Raw genomic sequence first — 2,659 nt, forward strand, 5'->3', positions numbered from 1 at the left:
ACATCTTTATCCTGATGATACTGTAGAAATAACGACTTCAAATAATTGGCCTATACCAACAGAAAAAGGGATAAAGTGGATGCATGACTTAAAAAAAGCTAAATAAGTTTTGGAAGAATATATTAGTTGAACTATATAAATACTATTTTTTTATTAATCAACTGATATATAGCTAAGGCTGAAGTAGGTGGTTTTTTTATCCAATAGTTGGTATTAAATTATAAGTTATTAAATTTATAAAAATCATAAGTTTTTATAAATTTAATAACTGGATTATAGAGTGAGGTTTAATGAAATGAGTTTAAAGAAAATATTACTGTTCCCGGTTAGTTTAATGTTGAGTGCAGCAGGTTGTGCAGGTATTGGTCCAAATGCGACTTATAATATAGCGGCTACATCCTTTAATTACGATCCAAGTTATACAAGTTATATGGTGAAGTTGAATGGTTCTGAAATAGGTGGTGGATTTGGAGGTGGAACAAATACTGCTAGCGTAAAGATAGGACCACAGATAGTTACATGGGGAGAAACAAATAGTAAAAAAAAGCATGTGGCAAAGAATCAAGTTATTCTTACGAAAGAACAGTTAAAAGGAAAAAAATATTTAGCAGTACATCTTTATCCTGATGATACTGTAGAAATAACGACTTCAAATAATTGGCCTATACCAACAGAAAAAGGGATAAAGTGGATGCATGACTTAAAAAAAGCTAAATAAGTTTTGGAAGAATATATTAGTTGAACTATATAAATACTATTTTTTTATTAATCAACTGATATATAGCTAAGGCTGAAGTAGGTGGTTTTTTTATCCAATAGTTGGTATTAAATTATAAGTTATTAAATTTATAAAAATCATAAGTTTTTATAAATTTAATAACTGGATTATAGAGTGAGGTTTAATGAAATGAGTTTAAAGAAAATATTACTGTTCCCGGTTAGTTTAATGTTGAGTGCAGCAGGTTGTGCAGGTATTGGTCCAAATGCGACTTATAATATAGCGGCTACATCCTTTAATTACGATCCAAGTTATACAAGTTATATGGTGAAGTTGAATGGTTCTGAAATAGGTGGTGGATTTGGAGGTGGAACAAATACTGCTAGCGTAAAGATAGGACCACAGATAGTTACATGGGGAGAGACAAATAGTAAAAAAAAGCATGTAGCAAAGAATCAAGTTATTCTTACAAAAGAACAATTAAAAGGAAAAAAATATTTAGCAGTACATATATATCCTGATGATACCGTAGAAATATCAACTTCAAATGACTGGCCTAATCCCATAAAAAAAGGTCTCGATTGGCGGACTGACATTTGGGAAAAAAATCATAAAAACTAAAGAGATTATGTCATGGATATAAATTTAAAAAGAGTACAGGTATTAAATAGTGATATTTCAAACGATGAGCCATCATGCAAACAAGATTGTAGCGATGTAGTTAATATTTCGGTATTTTTTGATGGTACTGGTAATAATAAAAAAGAGGATGAAGATACCAAAAGGTGGTCAAATCCTGCTCGATTGTGGAGAAATGCTCAAGGATTAAGAGAAAAGGAAATGGCTGATAAAAACAAGCAAATATCGCCAAATTACGCTATCTATATTTCTGGTGTTGGAACAAGATTTAATGCTGAGTTAAATATCTTTCAAAGGGCTATTTCGTGGGTACAAGATAACCTTGGTTTAGGTGCTGGTGCTGGGTTGGGAGGTGCAAGACGTTTAGATTATGGTGAAGACCAGTTAAATGATGCTTTAAAACAAATCCTGATTTTTAATGCACAAAAGGTTGAAAAAGACATTAAAAAATATGTAAGTGAAAAAAAGGAGTACAGCTTTGCTGAAGTCGATAAAAGTTTAAAAGAACATCGATTAATTAAGAAAATTAATATTTCTGTGTTCGGTTTTTCACGGGGCGCTGCACTTGCCCGTGCATTTACAAATCAGTTTATGTGGCAATGTCAATCAGACTGTGATGGGCTGACGTATGGTCAAGGTAAGTATCCGATTGAATTTAAGTTTTTAGGAATTTTTGATACGGTTGCTTCATTTGGCTTGCCTGCCACAAATTTAAGTAATAGCTTACCTTTTTTAGAACGTGATTTGGTTGTAGATGAGCGGGTTCAAAACTGTTCACATTATATCGCTGGTAATGAACTGCGCTTTGCTTTCCCTGTTGATGTTATTCATAAAGACAATAAGTTAGCTAACAGTAATTGGAAAGAAGTGGTATATCCCGGAGTACATTCTGACGTTGGTGGTGGTTATGAACCAGGTAGCCAAGGAGTAAATGACAATTTTGCCCGAATTCCGTTAAAACATATGCTAGAGGATGCCTTACAAGCAGGTGTCAAAATGTATAGCTATGATGAGTTGAAATTAAAACATTCCGAAATTTTTGAGCAGTTTGAAATTCAACCAGATTCTCAAAAATATTATGATGCAGTAAAAGCCGCTATACCAAGCCAAGGAAGTATTCAAGATCAGATTAAAGGTTGTATGAAAATTTACTACGGTGCCTACGGTACGATTGCACGTGCTGGAAATGAACTTTCTGTTAGTCAGCGTGTACGTCAGGAAAATAAATATCGTGAACTTATACCAGTTGGCCCATCCGATATGGCAACTGAAATGCAAAGATTAATGAAACTAAAAGAAGCA

The 2,659-nt window shown here is 33.2% G+C and carries 3 protein-coding genes; all 3 read left to right on the top strand.

The annotated features are described in order from the left end of the window. Positions 1-295: 295 nt before the first annotated feature. Complete coding sequence (locus J536_RS23580) at positions 296-718, top strand: hypothetical protein (protein WP_032064165.1); 423 nt, start codon at positions 296-298, stop codon at positions 716-718. A 189-nt stretch (positions 719-907) separates the two neighbouring features. Then, positions 908-1,339, top strand: coding sequence for a hypothetical protein (locus J536_RS23585; protein ID WP_000053700.1), 432 nt, complete (start codon positions 908-910; stop codon positions 1,337-1,339). Positions 1,340-1,351: 12 nt separating this feature from the next. Next, on the top strand, positions 1,352-2,659 hold a 1,308-nt coding region (locus J536_RS23590), incomplete at its 3' end, for a T6SS phospholipase effector Tle1-like catalytic domain-containing protein (protein ID WP_032064169.1).

Source organism: Acinetobacter sp. 809848 (assembly GCF_000581275.1).
GTDB lineage: Bacteria > Pseudomonadota > Gammaproteobacteria > Pseudomonadales > Moraxellaceae > Acinetobacter > Acinetobacter pittii.

What these genes read in the sequence shown, in the direction of transcription:
- J536_RS23580 (WP_032064165.1), top strand. Translation starts at nt 296, where the DNA reads ATGAGTTTAAAGAAAATATTACTGTTCCCGGTTAGTTTAATGTTGAGT.
- J536_RS23585 (WP_000053700.1), top strand. Translation starts at nt 908, where the DNA reads ATGAGTTTAAAGAAAATATTACTGTTCCCGGTTAGTTTAATGTTGAGT.